This is a genomic window from Paraglaciecola hydrolytica (genome assembly GCF_001565895.1).
In the GTDB taxonomy this organism is placed as follows: domain Bacteria; phylum Pseudomonadota; class Gammaproteobacteria; order Enterobacterales; family Alteromonadaceae; genus Paraglaciecola; species Paraglaciecola hydrolytica.
Genome location: NZ_LSNE01000005.1, coordinates 867562 through 883124, shown reverse-complemented (window position 1 = coordinate 883124; position 15563 = coordinate 867562). Strand labels below are relative to the sequence as shown.

The following is a 15563-nucleotide window of genomic DNA, read 5'->3' as shown; positions in this document are numbered from 1 at the left end:
TAATCACACTTTGGTTGATTTCGAGTGCATCATCCGATACAAAATAGGCAACACTATCAATGTTAAAATGGTGGAAGAGATGATCCCGCCAATCACTACCGTTGCTAGTGGTCTTTGCACTTCAGCACCCGTCCCGACATTCAGTGCCATCGGAATAAAACCTAAACTTGCTACTAGTGCCGTCATTAAAACCGGACGTAATCTTGTGATAGCACCATCGACAATAGAGTTAATTAGGTCACCTGTTTCCATTACTCGCTGTCTAATGAATGACAACATCACTAAACCGTTGAGCACCGCAATACCAGAGAGCGCAATAAATCCGACTCCAGCTGATATGGACATTGGCATGTCCCTCATCCAGAGCGCGAAAACACCCCCAGTTAAGGCCAAAGGCACGCCAGTGAAGATGATCAAGGCATCACGAATTGAGCCAAACACGACTACCAGTAACACCAATATCAGAAATAGTGTAGCTGGCACCACGATAGACAGCCGCTGACTGGCACTTTCAAGCTGCTCAAATGTGCCGCCATAATCTAGCCAGTAGCCTGCTGGGAGTGCAACCTGTTCGGTTATTTTGATTTTTGCTTCGTCAACAAAACTACCCAAGTCTCGTTCTCTGACATTGGCGGTAACCACGACTCTGCGCTTACCGTTTTCTCGACTGATTTGATTGGGAACAGACGAGTAACCCAGCGAAGCAACTTCTGATAATGGCACAAATTCCCCATCGGATGTAATGATAGGAGTGCTGCCAATGGCATCTAAATCTGTGCGAATACCTTCATCAAATCGCACAAGCAACTCGAATCGTCTATCTCCCTCAAAAATTAAGCCAGCGATATTACCACCGATGGCCGACGCCAACCATTCCTGCAAATCGGCGACGTCCAATCCATAACGTGCCAACTCGACTGGCTTAGGGTTGATAGTGAAGATAGGGATATCATCGACCTGTTCAAGTCGTGCATCCGCCACGCCGTCAATTGATTGCAAAACGGTTAAGATGTCGTTTGCAGAAGCAACTAGCGTGGTTAAATCATCTCCAAATACTTTTATACCAAGGTCAGCTCTTACCCCACTGATCAACTCGTTAAAGCGCATTTGGATAGGCTGAGTAAACTCATAGTTATTGCCTGTCACCGCTTGCAAGTCTCGCTCAAGGGTTTCCACGAAATCAGCTTTTGATAGGTCAGGATCAGGCCACTGTGATCGTGGTTTTAGCATAACAAAGGTATCGGTTACGTTGGGCGGCATCGCATCGGTAGCGACTTCTGCGGTACCGGTTTTCGCAAACACTGTGAGTACCTGTTCGTATTCCATCAAGGTAGATTCAAGTGTTTTTTGCATGGCAACGGCTTGTTCAATACCGGTTCCTGGTATGCGCATGGCGTGCAGTGCGATGTCTCCTTCATCAAGCTGGGGCACAAACTCAGAGCCTAATCGCGTTGCCAACCATAAGCTGCCCACTACCAGCAGGACTGAACCGAATAGCACTATCCAGCGTAATTTCAGTGCAAGGTGAATGATGGGGCGATAGGCGGATTTGGCTGCAACAATTATGAAGCTTTCTTTTTCACTGACTTTACCGCCCATAAACATCGCGACTGCCGCCGGAACAATAGTAATGGAGAACAGCATCGCTGCTATCAGCGCCATGATGACCGTTGCGGCCATTGGCTGAAACATCTTGCCCTCAACGCCTGTCAATGAGAACAGCGGGATATACACCACAGTAATAATCAATACACCGAACAAGCTAGGACGAATGACTTCGTTGGTTGCTTGAAAAACCAGTTCTAGCCGCTCTTTAAGGGGTAAGACTCCGCCTGTGCGTTTTTGAGACTCGGATAACCGCCTGATACAGTTCTCTACGATGATCACCGCCCCATCGACAATTAATCCAAAATCCAATGCCCCAAGGCTCATCAGATTGGCAGAGACACCGGTATTAACCATTCCAGTGATGGTCGCCAACATCGCTAGCGGTATAACTGCCGCAGTAATCAGCGCAGCGCGAATATTGCCAAGCAAGATGAACAAGATCACGATGACCAATAACGCACCTTCCACAAGGTTCTTCTGAACCGTGTCAATCGCTTTATCGACGAGTAGGGTGCGGTCGTAGACTGGCTCAATGACAATACCATCAGGTAAGCTGGATTGAATGTCCTTCACCTTTTTGGCAACTGATTGGGCAACGGCTCGTGAGTTTTCGCCGACTAGCATCATTGCTGTACCTAAAACGGTCTCTTCACCTTCCTGCGTTGCCGCACCCGTTCTCAGCTCTTTGCCAATAGCGACACTGCCAATGTCTTTCACCGCAACGGGGACAGTATTAATGCGTTTTATCACCACATTTTCGATATCGCTAATTGTCTGGAGTTGACCTTGTGAGCGCACCAGAATTTGTTGCCCATTTCGCTCAACAAACCCCGCTCCCTGATTCGTGTTGTTTCGCGCCAAAGCACGATGGATATCACTTAGACTAATGTCAAAATTCAGCATAAGCTGTGGTTCAGGATTCACATGGTATTGCTTAACATAGCCTCCAATGGCGTTTACTTCAGTGATCCCTTTAACCAGTGCGAGCTGCGGTTTTACAATCCAGTCGTGTATCTCGCGAAGCGCCATTGCATTGTACGGCTCACCATTTTTTTGCATGGCATTTTGCTTGGCTCGCAAGGTATACATATAGATTTCGCCCAATCCAGTAGCGATAGGCCCCATTTCAGGCTCTAACCCTTCAGGTAGCTGACTTTTGATTGCACCCAATCGGGTATTAATGAGATTACGCGCAAAATACAGATCAGTGCCCTCATCAAATACCGCTGTTACCTGAGATAGCCCGTAGCGAGATAATGAGCGGGTGTAGGACAGATCAGGCAATCCCGCCAACGCTGTTTCTACTACGAATGTGATCCGCTGCTCGGTTTCCAAAGGCGAATAGCCCGATGCTTGTGTATTGATTTGCACTTGCACGTTGGTGATATCGGGTACCGCATCAATAGGTAATTTTTGATAACTGAATATCCCCATGCCAAGCACAAGGAAGATCAACATCAGCATTAGACCTCGTCGCGCGATGGACAAACGTAATATGGATTCAATCATGTGTTAGCCCCCCAAATACCGAGACGTCTAACCATGTAGATGGCATTAAGTTATTAATGATCATGACCAGCCTCCGACTTTTCCAAATCGGCTTTAAATAGATAACTATTCTGGCTGACAATCACATCTGCAATGTGCAGACCTGATAACACTTCGATATTGAAGCTGTCTTGTAGACCTAAGGTAACGGGCACAGGACGGTATTCGTCACCTTCTTTGACAAACACGACAGAAGCCCCCTCAAACTCTTGAATCGACGTTTTAGGCACCATCATGGCGACATCAAGTTTGTTGATTGTTATAAGCCCTTTAATAGCTGCACCGACCGGCCATCGACCTGAGGTATTAGCTATTTTGGCATATGCCAAGACATAAGGCTTTTCATCGGGTGAGGGCAAAATATGTTGGATAGTGGTGTCTAACGCTGCCCCTGACAGGCTAAGCTGAACGGGTTGCTGCTCTGCAATATCTGATAGCTGTTGAGGGAAGATTTTAAGTTGTGCCCACACGTCATCATAGTTTGCGATTGAAAATAACACTTGACCATTGGATAACTCGCCTTCATTGGCATGTCTGGCAATCACCGTGCCTGAAAACGGGGCTGTAACAGGATAACTTTTGAGGCTTTCATTGGATTCTACAACCGCCAGTGTCTCGCCTTTTTTAACTTTGTTACCTAAATTTGCATTGACCTTGGTTACCATGCCGTCGAATCGTGCACGAACATGACTCAGTGAAGCAGGGTCGGTTACGATATTTCCGTAGACCAAGATGGTAATATTAAGGCTTCCAGCTTGAACACTTTGCGTCATTACATCCATTTTTTGCGCCATGCTATCAGACATGAGCACGAGTTCATCCTCATGGGTTTCTACATTGCCATGTGCATCCTCTGATGCTTGTATTGTGGTGCTTGAAAAAAATCCCAGCGCACTGCAAAAAATGAAAACTAACATAGTGTTTTGCTTCTTGATTACTATTTTTTTGTTCATTTTGTTTTTCTCGAAAAAGAGGTGTTGATCGTATCCACAAGGGGCTGTGCAGTCAGTGATTCGATATCTGCGCCCCGTTGATGAGCTTGCTTCGCTGATTGAATTAGGGCTTGTTTGGCATTGAGCAATTCATGACGTGTACTCACCCATTCAAGGTAGCTGAATCGTCCATTGATATAGGCTTGCTCTACCAATTCGAGCGCTTGAACTAAGGGTGGGATAATAGAATTTTGTAGTGTCTGCACATTGAGCAACGCATTATTTCTGACCATCAATGCCATATTTAGCTGATGGTATAGACTTTGAGTCGCTGACTCTTTTTGTTGCTCCAGTTGTGCCTGAATTGCTCGCTGTTTTTCGTACTCTCCAATATTTCGCTCACCGGCAAATAACGGCATACTGACTCCCGCTATAAAGGCTGTTTCATCTATACCATTCATGCGCCTGATTCCGGCTGTCCAGCTTAAATCCGACTGATTGGCTGCTTGGGTCAGACGTACTTGGGATGCCTGTAATCTCGCTTCTTGCGTATAGACATCGAGATTGGGACTGCCCAATAGGGTGTTGAAAAGCACGGTTAAAGATGGTGACGATTGCAGCGCAAATAAGTCACCCGCTACATCGGTAAAAGTGGGATATTGTTCCCCCCACATAATCGCCAGACTATTTATCATGGCTTGCTTAGTTTGCTGTGCCGTCACCACATCCAGTCTGGCTCTTGCCAGTGCTGCTTCAGCGCGTTGCTGTTCAAATACCGGAGATGCTCCTGCATCCACACGCTTTGTAACAGCTTGATAGGTATATCGAGCAAGAGTTTCTGCCTCTTGTTGCGCGTCAATTAGTGCTTGTTGCGCCAATACATCGATGTAGCGACGTGTCACTTCAGCCAATACATCCAAAGTGTGCACTTGTTTTTGCGCTTCGACTAAGGTGAATTGCGCTTTAGCAAACGCCTTACGTGAGTTGAGTTTATTGCCCAATTCAATTACCGATGACAATGTGAGAGTTAACTCCGAGCCTTTAATGCCGGAGACCTCACCTGTTCCTAAAAAGTTTTCCACTTCAATGCCTGCATTGAGAGCAGGTTTGAGCGAAGCTGTTTTAATTTCCCCTTCTATCGCCTCTTGCTTGTATGTGAACTCATGCAATTCTGGCGAATTTGTTAATGTTTGCTGTATGGCGCTTTGCAACGTCATTTCGCCATTGGTGATACTGTTTGTTTGTGCTACTACCACGGTGTGTGTTGTCAAAAGGACAAGCATCGTGGAAACCACCCAAGCGTGCACACGCACAGGGCGATTCAATGAAATATTCATCATTGTTTTATTCCTAAATTATCAAAAATGTATATCGCCAAACTGTTGGCGAACGGTGTTTGATTAGTTCAGGGTTATGCTTTAGGTGGGCGTAATAATTGTGTGACCGGTGCATCTATTACTTTTGATAAGTAATAGAAACCGTGATGGGTGGTAACAGCATCGAGTTCGATACCATTGATGTTTCCAAGCCATTGGGCATGGGTTCCGTGACAATGACCACAGTGGTGGCAATCAGCGGGATTGTGAGAAATATCTACGGTGACGTTATTAGTATCGGCTTGTTCGTTAGATTGTAATTGAACATGCGTATTCGCAGAAGCGGTGTTATCTCCCGCTTGATGTTCGTGTATTTCGCTTAGATGTTGCGAGTCGATAGCATGAAAATCCAAGGAATTGGCGACAGCCGAAAACGACTGAAACAAAATCAGCGAAATCAACAGGTAACTTGCCACCCTCACACTAAACATATCTATCTACTCTCATCATTTTTATGTTAACAGCTTATCGAACTAAGACCAATCGACCAACCGCAACAAAGTATTTCAATCCTAACATTACTCATCTCGACAATCTTCATTGGCAAATTCAATTTCAATGGTAGTGTGCACAAAATCAAACTCATCAAGTCCGTGGCGAAGTTCGTCTTTGAGTGTTCTCAATTGAGAAACAGAAACATCTTTTTTCAACGCCACATGTACGGTCATGACGCTATGTTCACCGTCCAACGACCAAATATGAAAATGATGTATATCCGCCACATCAGCGTTTGACATGAGCACTTTACGCACTTCCTCCATCTGAGTAATATCTGGCGTGGCTTGCAAGAATAACAATAAGGTTTCTTTTAGATTTCTGACGACATTGAATAAAATGAATAATGTAAAGCCAATAGATAAAATGGGATCCAAGATCGCCCATGACTTGAACATCAGCACAATCGATACGATCAGCACTGCCACCCAACCCAATACATCCTCTAACAAGTGCCAGTTTAAGATACGCTCGTTTAAAGAATTCCCTTCGCTGAGTTTATACGCGGCAAAACCATTTACGGCGATGCCAAAAATTGACAGCAACAACATGCCTTCCACCTGTGGCATTTCGGGTGCTGAAAGCCTAGGGATAGCTTCGAATAAGATCCATATTGAGCCAGTCGTTAACACTAACCCGTTGATCAATGCACCAAGAAGAGAGAAGCGTTTGTAGCCATAAGAAAATGTATTGTTTGCTTCTTTATCACTGAGTTTATTTAAGCCCCAAGCAGTGCCAATGGATAAACTATCGCCCAAGTCATGCACTGCATCGGCCATTATAGCCGTGCTGTTTGTCAGCCATCCGCCTATAAATTCAATGATAGTGAATACGACATTCAAGAAAAATGCCCAGCCAATGCGTTTTGATGCGCTGTTATCACTGTGACTGTGGTTATGCATCGTTGATTTTGTCCAATATAGCTTGATTTTCAGCACTTACCGGTAGTCGTTTGAATGGACTGATATTCGTGCCACCTGTGTTCCCTTTGGGTACAAGGCCGATAGCGGTTTTGGTTGCAGCACCAATTATTCTTATTACTTGTCCAAAAACGGCTCTCCAATCTTTGTTTCGAAGACCATGTTGCAGCATTTTACAATGAATTAAACAATGATAATAAGTAGAGTGCTGACCAATTACATGTGCGTCCTCTAGTGCAGAAAATGCTTGTTTTTCATTGTTATTTGACATTGCGCCCGAGTAGTCCGTCAATTTGGAGTCGATATGCGGCTTAACAGCTTGGTTGTATTTCATAGGGAGCTTCTCACATTGTCTTTAGACAGTTCATTGTTAAGCAATTCCTGCTTTGCGTCTTTTAGGATCATCCATGCCCCGCGTAGTACGACTATTGATACGATACAACCTATGACAATATCGGGTATACGGCTATCAAGCCATACCACCAGAATACCAGCGATGATGACACCCATGTTGGCGATGACATCGTTGGCTGAAAAAATCCAGCTGGCTCGCATATGTACTTCGTCATTTTTATGATTACGAATAATTATCAAGCAAGCGACGTTTGCAATTAGTGCAATGAATCCCATTCCTATCATTAGTGATGAGATAGGCTCACTGCCCAAAAATAACCTTCTGGTAATATCAATGAGAATGATCACGCCCAGCAATAACTGAAAGTAGCCACTGATTTGAGCAGCGTTGGCTTTGTGAAGCAAAGATTTGCCTACAGCATATATACCTATGCCGTACACAGTTGCGTCTGCCAGCATGTCCAGCGAGTCTGCTATCAAAGCGGTGGAATCAGCCAATATACCTATAGTTATCTCTATAAAAAACATCGTCGCATTGATGCCTAGGAGCCAATACAAAATGCGCTTTTGTGACGAATTTTTGATTTCTACTTCGCAACCGCAACCACTCATTTTTTAACTCTTATTCCAAATACCGTAGCCACAGTGTAAAGTCTATACCAAGTATAGAGTCAACTGCACAAAGGCATGTTTATGAAAATAGGTGAGCTATCAAAAAAGAGTGGGTGTTCTATTCAGACGATCCGCTTTTATGAAAAACAGGATTTGTTGGAAGCTTGCAATCGCAGTGAAGGCAACTACAGAATTTACGACGCCTCATCGTTAAGGACATTGCAATTCATTAAACAATGCCGATCTTTAGGATTGACTATAATTGAAATTAAACAGTTATTGGATACAAAAAATAATCCCGATAAAAGTTGTTCTAGTGTGAACAACTTGATCCATCAACATATGGTTGACGTCACACATCGCATTGCAGAGCTTCAAGAGCTGAAGCTTACCCTATCTGAGATGGCCTCGGCATGCACAGATAATAGAAAAGTTAAAGAGTGTGGGGTATTGCAGTTGCTTGAAGAGTAATACTCATATCTATCAGTCTTATAGTTTTAAACTTTCCTACGGTTTCATCATGGTTCAGATTAGGTAAAGTTACTAATACATAGTTTTCTTCCTTAATTCCATATATGGCAAGCACTCATCAATACTAATCAACTATATAGTTGCGTACTTTCTTAGCACTGCCAATCGTCATCAATTATAAATTGATGACTCACAATTCGCTTGAAGCTGACATTAGACAATAAATAGATGCGTCTGCTACCTTGGGAAAAGCGGCCGGACGACTACGATTGGCCGAATGACCGTTGATCGCTCAAAGCCGACCCTCACCCCTATAATGTAAATAGCCATATAAAATATTAGATGGATAGTTAAATACGATGATTTTTAAAAAACGTACACACTTAATATACATAGTGTGTACATTAATGGAACATACTAAAAGCCTTATTATAAAAGGTCTTTCACTCACTCACTCGCGAATGTACATATTTTTTACTATATACTCGAACAATGTCGGTTTTGTTTTGTTCAAACCCTTGGGTTTAGAAAAAGGTATACACCACAGTCACGGCAGTTTGAGTGTCGAGGTTTTCTTTAGTGGCGGCAACTTCTGAGTTGTGATCCATAATTAATGATACTTTTAACGACAGTGAACCATTAATTTGCGCTGACACTGAAGTCTCAGATTTAGATTTCGTATTGTCGCTACCCACTTCCGTTGAAAACAGTTGTTTGAAAGTGGCTGTATCAGAGATTTTCCATTGGTAATCCAAGGCTCCCCTGACAATGGCGCCATTATCAGTTTCACCTGCAACTACATTACCATCGGCATCAAGGGTATCGCGGTTTTTTCTAAACGAATAACCCGGACCGATACTGTAGTTAAATTTGCTAGTTTTGGTTTCCCACAGCTTTTGTTGCCAACCCGCGGCAAGTGTTGCCTGATAATCATAGCTGCTAAATTTATCATCTTCATACGAAGCGAAACCAAACAAACGATGATCTGGATTATTTAGTTTGTAGTTACCTTGGCCTGACATAAAGTATTTTTGTGCGGTAGTTTTAGACTCACCATTCACATCATCTTTTTTGTATAAACTTTCTAATACAAAGTCATTACTCCACATCTCTAGTTCTTGATGGGCAGCCAACTTGCCTTTAAAAGAGGTGGTTTCGGTATTACCTGTGGTGGAGATAAAACCAAATTCTCCGTCCATGGTTAAGGGCTTGACTTCGTCGGCAGCAAATACGGTGCTTGAAGCGCAAAGTCCGATTATTAATAATGTTTTTTGCATGTTAAATCCTTATTGAAAATGTAGAAATTGTTTCGTTAGGCTGATGGCGTTAATGGGATCTTACGCCAAAGACGAGATTAAAAAAATTGATAAACCAAGGTTACTGCGGTTTCGGTATCAAGTTCATCTCTGTCTTCACCCACACCAGAGTCATGATTCATCACAAAAGTAAGCTTCATGGCTAATGAGCCATTGAGTTTTGCTGACAAAGACGTTTCTGATTTGGTTTTAGTTGCAAAGGTCGCGGCTTCGGCACTGACAAACTGTCTGAAGGTCGCCTGTTTGCTAAATTTATGTTTATATTCAAAGGCTGCCCTGACAATCAAACCTTGTAAATCAGCTAGGTTTTTTTTAGCTTCATACTTAGACACTGTATAACCAGGGCCAACGCTGTATTTTAATTCACTGATGTCGTCGCGCCATAATCTTGAGGTCCAACCGGCCGCCACAGAAGTTTGATAATCAAAGCCGCTAAAACGTTTATCTTCGTATTCACCATAAATAAAAATCCGGTTGCTGGGATCTTCTAGTTTGTAATCAAATTGACCAGACAAAAACATTTTTTGCGCGGAGGTGGCTTTTACATCTTCACCATTCACTACTGTTGTACTGCGTTTGTAGAGCAGGTCACTGATAATCTGATAACTCCAGTACTTTAATTCTTGACTGGTATTGATCTTGGCGGTCATGGTGGAGGTATTGGTATTGCCTGCTGAAACGACCAAACCAAACTCACCTATCATCGACATTTCATTATCCTGGCCTACTGCATAACCCGGTTTTTCGGCCATATATAATGAGCGCATTATATTGATCTGAGCATGGCAGCTACTGGATACCAATAAGATTAACAGGAGAATTTTTTTCATTACAAAATAAGGTGCTTCACAACGACTTTAACAACAAAAAGGCATTGTATCGGCATATGGAATAAATGTGCAAAGTTAAAAATGCCTAGAGCGGCTAAAAAGCCGATTTTATTTGGTTTACAGGTGCATTAATTAACGTTTTTTGGGTTTTGGTTGCATGATGCTAATAATATTGTCCGCTTCCATGAGAGCAAATTTAACCGCAGCGTTGACATCGTAGGTTTCTAATTTTAAGGAGCTTAATACTAGCGGTGGGATCAATTGATTAGTCGTATACATTCCGTCAGTGGCCATGGCAATACTGGCTCTGACAGCACAGTAAATAATGGCAATTTCTTTATCTTTTAATGCTTTATTTTCATCATGTATGTGCATCACCGGTATATATAGCTGTGAAGGTAAACGCCATGCTTGCATGAGTTCGGCACTACAACTGGCGTAATTAAATCCAAGCACTTGTTGTTGACGTTTCCAGGGACTGACAGTTTCACTAAAATTACTGCATTCAATCGCCAAATCTGGAGCCTGTACCGCAACTAACAATTCACCTAGGTTATGCAATAAACCCAAAACAAAAAAACGTTCACTGCCACGTACCTTGGCAATTTTGGCGAGATGTTTGGCGACTAAACCAGCATAGACACTTTGTAGCCAAAAACGGTTTAAGTTAATCACATCGCTACTAAAATGCTCAAAAGCTGAACTGGCGGTTTCTGCCATCACCAGGTTATACAAGGCCTCGCCGCCTATCACACTAATCGCTTTACTTAAGGTATCAATCTGCGATTCAAATCGAAATAGTGACGAATTGGCTAGTTTGAGTAACTTAGACGAGAGGGATGGATCCAAGGCTATCAAGTCACCGATATCTTCAATGCTGGCGTTATCGTTGTCTAACATTTCACGGATGCGTATACATATATCCGGTAAAACAAAAGACTGACTGGCGATTTTGGCTACATTTTTTGGGTTAATGGTCAGCATATTCTGATAAGGCATAATGAGACATGGGAAGTAGTATAAACAGAAGGTGTGATAAATGAGAGTTTCTTTATCGATTAACCGGTATAAAGATTGATATGCTGTTGTGCATCGCCACACACTCAATGAGTAAGTTAGGGATTAACACGATGCAGTATATCAGCGAGCAGCAGATCGCGAGCAACAATATCAAATTGAACTATGACAGCTTTGGTGACCCTGCTCATCCCGCTATTATTTTAATCATGGGTTTGGCAACTCAGATGATATTTTGGGACAGCGATATTTGTCGACAACTTGCTCAGCAGGGCTTTTGGGTACTGCGTTTTGATAATAGAGACATTGGTAAAAGTACCCATATGACTCAGCTCAATCCACCCAGTGGTTTGGCTTTTTTACTCAATATACTGACAGGTAAAAAACTCCAAAGTGCCTATCAGCTAAGTGACATGGCCGCCGACACCTTGGGTTTAATGGATGCATTAAACATCCCACGTGCCCATATTGTAGGGGCTTCTATGGGCGGCATGATTGCTCAAATCCTGGCAATTCAGGCTCCACAACGTGTCATCAGCCTGACGTCGATTATGTCTACTACCGGTAATCGAGCTTTGCCAAGGGCCAAAAATAGTACGTTGTTAAAGCTCCTAACCACGCCTGCAAAAAATGCCGAAGACTATGTTAAACGTGGTTTAAATATTTGGCGGATTCTGCATGCAGATCACTTTCCTTTTGATGCAAAAAAGATAAGTGAGCTACTACAGTTGTCATGGCAACGTGGGGTTAATGGTCAGGGCATTAGTCGACAATTGGCGGCTATTTTAGCCTCGCCCGATCGCACTATCGACTTAGCCAAGCTGAAGATCCCAAGCTTAGTTATCCATGGAAGCCTCGACCCTTTATTGCCCTTAGACTGTGGTATCGCCACAGCTAAGGCCATACCTCAAGCTAAGTTTCTGAGCTATCAAGGTATGGGGCATACTATTCCCGTCGAAATTCAGCAGGATGTTGTCATGCAAATTATCAACTTGGCAAAAAGCTGCGAATGAAAAAGTAAGGTTATTTGGCTTAATCAAAAAAATCGTTTTGCAGTGGTTTTTTTGGCTCGTTAGCTGGTTTTTGTTTAGTTGTGGCTAGGCGTTTTTTGCGGATGGCGCAGACTTTGATGATCTTGCTTTGCACATCCTGATCTAACTTAGTCCAATGTAAACGTTCATCCCGTGAGCGGAAACAACCTAAGCAATAACCAGACGGACCCGATTGGCATACACCAATGCAGGGGCTGGTTATTTCAAAGATTTCAATTTGTTTCAAAGCCCACCTCAAAACGATAAACACAAGATGCAGTAAGTTATTAAATAACAAAGCAAGGTCAGAGTCGAATGTAACTTACATAGCGTGTACTGAGTATAATCATAATCCACTGGGCTCAGTAACACCTCTGATGATAAATCGCACGGATTCAAGCCTCATAGCCATTCAACTGTTCATGCCGCATAATATTCAGCTTTAATTTTCTGATACAGAGTGAGGAATTAACATGTGGTATCAAACAGAGCTAACACTCAAAGCTAAACCTCGAGGTTTTCATTTAATCAGCGATGAAATTGTGCGCCAGTTGCCCGAGTTGCGTTCGGTATCAGTAGGTTTGATCCAAGTATTTATTAAGCATACGTCGGCCTCTTTAACCATTAATGAAAATGCCGACCCCACGGTGCGTGGTGATTTTGAGCGTTTTTTTAATCACGCAGTGCCAGAAAATGAGCCTTATTATCAACATTTAGATGAGGGCAGTGATGATATGCCTGCCCATCTTAAAAGCAGCATATTAGGTTCAAACGTGACTATTCCTATCACTAACGGCAGATTAAATATGGGTATTTGGCAGGGCATCTATTTGTGTGAACACCGTAATCATGGTGGCGCGAGGACAGTGGTTGTGACAATTCAAGGTAAGGCAGAAGCGAGTTACTAGTAAATAGAGGCTAGCAACTCGATGTTAGGTTAATTTATTCGTCACTTTTAAGCGTGTTTTGCAGAGCTTGTTGCTGTCTTTGCGATCTAAAATGATCGATAACCCCATAAAGGTTAAAGAGAGTCAGTCCAAAACAGACTACAGCGATCAGGGCCGTAGACACAAATAAAACCAAGGATTCATTGTAAGTAAAATAGGCAAATGCCGCACAAATAAGACCAATAAAAAGCTCTATAAAACCAGCTTCAATACACGTTCTAATGTTAGTTTCAATGGGTTGAGCGTAGTGATTAATTTTGACAGACATAAAGGGACCTTCTTAGTAAACATATCAACAGATTATGTAGAAGTCTCAGTAAACCCAAGCCCTCTGTTTTAAAGATCGATACCAACCTAACCTAATATCAGTAAATTGCAAGCAATACGACCATTTAAATTACCTAACATGTAGCACTTTACTAAGTAAAATTATTAATAGGCATACGCCCAAAGAACAGGGTGAAACGTAAATTAGCGACTTCTGCGACCTCGAGGTTTTTGGGATTGACCTTTGTATTGGGATTTAGGATCTGGCTCGAAATTACCATATTCGTCATCATCAGCTGGGGCTACTGGTTTTTTACTTGGAGAGAGTTTTGGGGCGGCGCTGGTTTTAGTGTTAGTAGAAGGCGCAAACCCTGGGATGCTTTCATGTGTAAACTTATGGCCAATTAAACGTTCAATCGCCAGTAACTGTTTAGTTTCATCTTCACTAAAAAATGAAATCGCTAAACCCGAACTGCCAGCACGCCCCGTGCGGCCAATACGATGCACATAATCTTCTGCTACATAAGGCAAATCGAAGTTAAACACACAAGGTAGTTGATTAATATCAATGCCCCGAGCGGCAATATCGGTAGCAACTAATACGTTAACATCACCGTTTTTGAAGTCATCAAGAGCATGAGTACGAGCATGTTGGGTTCGGTTGGCATGGATGGATACAGCACTAATGCCGGCATTTTCTAGCTGGATTACCAAACTATCCGCGCCATGTTTAGTACCACTAAACACCAATGCTTGAGACCACTTGTGCTGTTTAAGCAGGTGGATCAATAACTCACTCTTACGTTTTTTATCTACCGGATGAATCAGTTGTTTGATGCTATCTAGAGAGCGGGTGGTAGCAGCCACTTCAATCAAAAGTGGATTATTTAACATGCCTTTGGCAAGAGATTTGATTTGCTCAGAAAAGGTGGCTGAAAACATCAGGGTCTGACGTTGTTTGGGCAGTAACGACTGAATGCGCCGGATATCGTCAATAAAGCCTAATTCCAGCATGCGATCCGCCTCATCCAAAACTAAGATCTCAAGCTGTGTAAAGTTAAGTGCCTGCTGCTGGTAAAGATCAAGCAAACGGCCTGGTGTGGCAACCAGCACATCTACACCTACTTGTAACTGAGCTATTTGCGGCTCTATGCGCACGCCACCAAACGCCGTACCACAGCGAGTATTCATTTGCTGGCTGTAAGTTTGTACACTGCTGGCAACCTGCGCAGCTAACTCGCGAGTGGGAGTAATAACTAAGGCACGCACAGATTGTGGTTTTGGACTTAAACCGCCAGACAATAGCTGCAACATCGGCAGCGCAAAAGCCGCCGTTTTACCCGTGCCAGTGTGCGCCACTGCCATCACATCACGCTGACTTAGCACCGCCGGAATCGCCTCAATCTGTATGGGAGTTGGCTGGGTGTAACCTTGTTCGACAAGGGTTTTTAACAACTCATCACCCAAGCCTAAAACACTAAATGACATGGTTATACGCTCCTTGGTTTGATTGAGATTTTTTGTGACGAAATTATGCAAGTTCTCATTGTAATTCAAATGATTGAGATCTATTGGCAATATTTTCGATGACTATTGTGAATCTCTAGTGGTGACTATTCAGGGGGAGTTTAGGTAATTGCAGCCCGTAATCTAAAGAGCTACAAAGCGCAAATACTCGGCATACGATGAATCAAACGTGACTGGCAGGAGATCAGACAAAACAGTCATTATCATTTACCCTAAGCACTTGCTGATTTTTTATACAGGTATAATCAGATTTGCTTAAAAATCGCCTTTTCCTTTCCTGTTAAATAAATTGAATGGCTCTCACTTTGTTTT

Annotated in this window: 16 protein-coding genes; 3 read left to right on the top strand and 13 right to left on the bottom strand. The window is 42.9% G+C overall.

The features are described 5' to 3' along the window. Positions 1 to 3: 3 nt before the first annotated feature. From AX660_RS11925 to AX660_RS11895, 7 genes are all read right to left on the bottom strand, one after another. Positions 4 to 3117 (bottom strand): efflux RND transporter permease subunit, encoded by a 3114-nt coding sequence (locus tag AX660_RS11925; protein WP_068376835.1) that lies wholly within the window; start codon positions 3115 to 3117, stop codon positions 4 to 6. A 53-nt stretch (positions 3118 to 3170) separates the two neighbouring features. After that, on the bottom strand, positions 3171 to 4109 hold the full coding sequence (locus AX660_RS11920; RefSeq protein WP_068376832.1) for an efflux RND transporter periplasmic adaptor subunit: 939 nt from the start codon (positions 4107 to 4109) through the stop codon (positions 3171 to 3173). Continuing rightward, entirely contained in the window at positions 4106 to 5428 is a 1323-nt protein-coding gene (locus AX660_RS11915) for a TolC family protein (protein WP_201027436.1), read from the bottom strand. Before AX660_RS11915 ends, AX660_RS11920 begins: the two co-directional genes overlap by 4 nt. Before the next feature lie 71 nt (positions 5429 to 5499). After that, on the bottom strand, positions 5500 to 5895 hold the full coding sequence (locus AX660_RS11910; RefSeq protein WP_068376828.1) for a hypothetical protein: 396 nt from the start codon (positions 5893 to 5895) through the stop codon (positions 5500 to 5502). 87 nt (positions 5896 to 5982) lie between these two features. Further along, on the bottom strand, positions 5983 to 6861 hold the full coding sequence (locus AX660_RS11905) for a cation diffusion facilitator family transporter (protein WP_068376824.1): 879 nt from the start codon (positions 6859 to 6861) through the stop codon (positions 5983 to 5985). After that, on the bottom strand, positions 6854 to 7213 hold the full coding sequence (locus tag AX660_RS11900; RefSeq protein ID WP_068376821.1) for a DUF3703 domain-containing protein: 360 nt from the start codon (positions 7211 to 7213) through the stop codon (positions 6854 to 6856). Before AX660_RS11900 ends, AX660_RS11905 begins: the two co-directional genes overlap by 8 nt. Next, complete coding sequence (locus AX660_RS11895; protein ID WP_068376819.1) at positions 7210 to 7845, bottom strand: cation transporter; 636 nt, start codon at positions 7843 to 7845, stop codon at positions 7210 to 7212. The genes AX660_RS11900 and AX660_RS11895 overlap by 4 nt, the downstream gene beginning before the upstream one ends. A gap of 81 nt (positions 7846 to 7926) precedes the next feature. On the opposite strand from AX660_RS11895, the gene cadR reads away from it, so the two are divergent. Further along, a complete protein-coding gene (gene cadR, locus AX660_RS11890; RefSeq protein ID WP_068376816.1) occupies positions 7927 to 8316 on the top strand; it encodes a Cd(II)/Pb(II)-responsive transcriptional regulator in 390 nt (129 codons plus the stop codon). A 524-nt stretch (positions 8317 to 8840) separates the two neighbouring features. On the opposite strand, the gene AX660_RS11885 is transcribed toward cadR, so the two are convergent. The 3 genes from AX660_RS11885 to AX660_RS11875 form a co-directional block, all read right to left on the bottom strand. After that, a complete protein-coding gene (locus tag AX660_RS11885) occupies positions 8841 to 9593 on the bottom strand; it encodes a DUF481 domain-containing protein (RefSeq protein ID WP_068376813.1) in 753 nt (250 codons plus the stop codon). 77 nt (positions 9594 to 9670) lie between these two features. Further along, positions 9671 to 10462 carry a DUF481 domain-containing protein gene (locus AX660_RS11880; RefSeq protein ID WP_082768858.1) on the bottom strand — a complete coding sequence of 264 codons (792 nt, stop codon included), beginning with the start codon at positions 10460 to 10462 and terminating at the stop codon, positions 9671 to 9673. Between the two features lie 132 nt (positions 10463 to 10594). Continuing rightward, on the bottom strand, positions 10595 to 11461 hold the full coding sequence (locus AX660_RS11875) for an HDOD domain-containing protein (protein WP_235594725.1): 867 nt from the start codon (positions 11459 to 11461) through the stop codon (positions 10595 to 10597). 131 nt (positions 11462 to 11592) lie between these two features. On the opposite strand from AX660_RS11875, the gene AX660_RS11870 reads away from it, so the two are divergent. Further along, complete coding sequence (locus AX660_RS11870; protein WP_235594724.1) at positions 11593 to 12492, top strand: alpha/beta fold hydrolase; 900 nt, start codon at positions 11593 to 11595, stop codon at positions 12490 to 12492. A gap of 19 nt (positions 12493 to 12511) precedes the next feature. Here AX660_RS11870 and AX660_RS11865 read toward each other — a convergent pair whose 3' ends face one another. Next, positions 12512 to 12757 carry a DUF1289 domain-containing protein gene (locus tag AX660_RS11865; protein WP_068376807.1) on the bottom strand — a complete coding sequence of 82 codons (246 nt, stop codon included), beginning with the start codon at positions 12755 to 12757 and terminating at the stop codon, positions 12512 to 12514. A gap of 226 nt (positions 12758 to 12983) precedes the next feature. On the opposite strand from AX660_RS11865, the gene AX660_RS11860 reads away from it, so the two are divergent. Continuing rightward, complete coding sequence (locus AX660_RS11860; RefSeq protein WP_068376804.1) at positions 12984 to 13418, top strand: secondary thiamine-phosphate synthase enzyme YjbQ; 435 nt, start codon at positions 12984 to 12986, stop codon at positions 13416 to 13418. 34 nt (positions 13419 to 13452) lie between these two features. On the opposite strand, the gene AX660_RS11855 is transcribed toward AX660_RS11860, so the two are convergent. Beyond that, the gene (locus AX660_RS11855) at positions 13453 to 13725 is read right to left on the bottom strand and encodes a hypothetical protein (protein ID WP_068376799.1); all 273 of its coding nucleotides are present in this window, start codon (positions 13723 to 13725) and stop codon (positions 13453 to 13455) included. A 203-nt stretch (positions 13726 to 13928) separates the two neighbouring features. Beyond that, the gene (locus tag AX660_RS11850) at positions 13929 to 15212 is read right to left on the bottom strand and encodes a DEAD/DEAH box helicase (RefSeq protein ID WP_068376796.1); all 1284 of its coding nucleotides are present in this window, start codon (positions 15210 to 15212) and stop codon (positions 13929 to 13931) included. Positions 15213 to 15563 lie beyond the last annotated feature (351 nt).

Excerpts from the sequence above, each read along its gene's own strand:
- AX660_RS11915 (WP_201027436.1), bottom strand. The coding sequence starts at position 5,428 with ATGATGAATATTTCATTGAATCGCCCTGTGCGTGTGCACGCTTGGGTG.
- AX660_RS11920 (WP_068376832.1), bottom strand. The coding sequence starts at position 4,109 with ATGAACAAAAAAATAGTAATCAAGAAGCAAAACACTATGTTAGTTTTC.
- AX660_RS11855 (WP_068376799.1), bottom strand. The coding sequence starts at position 13,725 with ATGTCTGTCAAAATTAATCACTACGCTCAACCCATTGAAACTAACATT.
- AX660_RS11900 (WP_068376821.1), bottom strand. The coding sequence starts at position 7,213 with ATGAAATACAACCAAGCTGTTAAGCCGCATATCGACTCCAAATTGACG.
- AX660_RS11910 (WP_068376828.1), bottom strand. The coding sequence starts at position 5,895 with ATGTTTAGTGTGAGGGTGGCAAGTTACCTGTTGATTTCGCTGATTTTG.
- AX660_RS11895 (WP_068376819.1), bottom strand. The coding sequence starts at position 7,845 with ATGAGTGGTTGCGGTTGCGAAGTAGAAATCAAAAATTCGTCACAAAAG.
- AX660_RS11925 (WP_068376835.1), bottom strand. The coding sequence starts at position 3,117 with ATGATTGAATCCATATTACGTTTGTCCATCGCGCGACGAGGTCTAATG.
- AX660_RS11860 (WP_068376804.1), top strand. The coding sequence starts at position 12,984 with ATGTGGTATCAAACAGAGCTAACACTCAAAGCTAAACCTCGAGGTTTT.
- AX660_RS11850 (WP_068376796.1), bottom strand. The coding sequence starts at position 15,212 with ATGTCATTTAGTGTTTTAGGCTTGGGTGATGAGTTGTTAAAAACCCTT.
- AX660_RS11905 (WP_068376824.1), bottom strand. The coding sequence starts at position 6,861 with ATGCATAACCACAGTCACAGTGATAACAGCGCATCAAAACGCATTGGC.
- AX660_RS11885 (WP_068376813.1), bottom strand. The coding sequence starts at position 9,593 with ATGCAAAAAACATTATTAATAATCGGACTTTGCGCTTCAAGCACCGTA.
- cadR (WP_068376816.1), top strand. The coding sequence starts at position 7,927 with ATGAAAATAGGTGAGCTATCAAAAAAGAGTGGGTGTTCTATTCAGACG.
- AX660_RS11870 (WP_235594724.1), top strand. The coding sequence starts at position 11,593 with ATGCAGTATATCAGCGAGCAGCAGATCGCGAGCAACAATATCAAATTG.
- AX660_RS11880 (WP_082768858.1), bottom strand. The coding sequence starts at position 10,462 with ATGAAAAAAATTCTCCTGTTAATCTTATTGGTATCCAGTAGCTGCCAT.
- AX660_RS11875 (WP_235594725.1), bottom strand. The coding sequence starts at position 11,461 with ATGCCTTATCAGAATATGCTGACCATTAACCCAAAAAATGTAGCCAAA.